Origin of the sequence: Streptomyces sp. HPF1205, assembly GCF_020400825.1 — a bacterium.
Classification (GTDB): domain Bacteria; phylum Actinomycetota; class Actinomycetes; order Streptomycetales; family Streptomycetaceae; genus Actinacidiphila.
The window spans coordinates 1-889 of record NZ_JAINVH010000123.1 but is presented as its reverse complement, the minus strand read 5'-3'; the positions used below and the strand labels follow the sequence as shown (position 1 = coordinate 889).

At 73.6% G+C, this 889-nt stretch carries 1 protein-coding gene; it reads right to left on the bottom strand.

Annotated elements, in window-relative coordinates; translation table 11 throughout:
* Positions 1–354 precede the first annotated feature (354 nt).
* The coding region (locus K7G61_RS35920; protein WP_225851348.1) for a cellulose binding domain-containing protein at positions 355–889 on the bottom strand (535 nt) is incomplete at its 5' end.

Sequence of the window (889 nt, the reverse complement as noted above, 5' to 3'; positions counted from 1 at the left end):
CCGCGTAGATGTCGCACGGGCCGGACGCGGCGGCGCCGGCCGTGCCGGCGGTCACCGTGCCGCCGACCAGCACGCCGGCCACGAGCGCGCCGGCCGCGCCCAGGGACAGCGCCCATCGTCGCACACGGCGCGAGAAGCGGTCCTTCGCTGATGTCGTCATCAGCATCCTCCTGATTGTGTGGGGGAAGGCCGAACCGCGGGATCGCGGGTCGGCCGGGGGAAAAGCCGGTGGGGCGGAGGTCCGCCGGCATCGGCCCGGGGGTGTGCCCCGGGCCGACGACCGCGGCGGACGAGATCCGGGCGACGGTCACGTCCGCCCGGAACCGGCCGCCCGTTGTGCCGGGGGAACCGGTGTCAGGAACTGGTGCAGGTGAGGGTGGGTGTGCTCGGGCTGCCGTTGGCGAGGAACCCGAAGGTGGTGGAGCCTCCTGCGGCCAGGGAGCCGTTGTAGGAGGCGTTGGTGACCGTCGCGGTCGACCCGCTGGTGGTCAGCGTGCCGTTCCAGACCTGGGTGACGGTCTGACCGCTGGCCAGGGTCCACTTGACGGTCCAACTGCTGATCGCGGCGCTGCCGGCTGTCACCGTGACCTGGCCCTGGAAACCGCCGGACCAGGAGTTGGTGGTGGAGTACGTGGCCGAGCACGCGCCGTTGCCGGTGCCACCCGTCGTCGTACCCCCGGTGGTGGTCCCGCCGGTCGTCGTACCCCCGGTGGTGGTGCCGCCCGTGGTGGTCCCGCCGGTGGTGGTGCCGCCGGTCGTGGTGCCGCCCGTGGTCGTCCCGCCGGTGGTCGTGCCGCCCGTGGTGGTGCCGCCGGTGGTGGTGCTGCCCGGGGGTACGTAGGGGCACTTGCTGTGGTAGATCGACACGCCCGTGGGGTCGGCCAGGCTG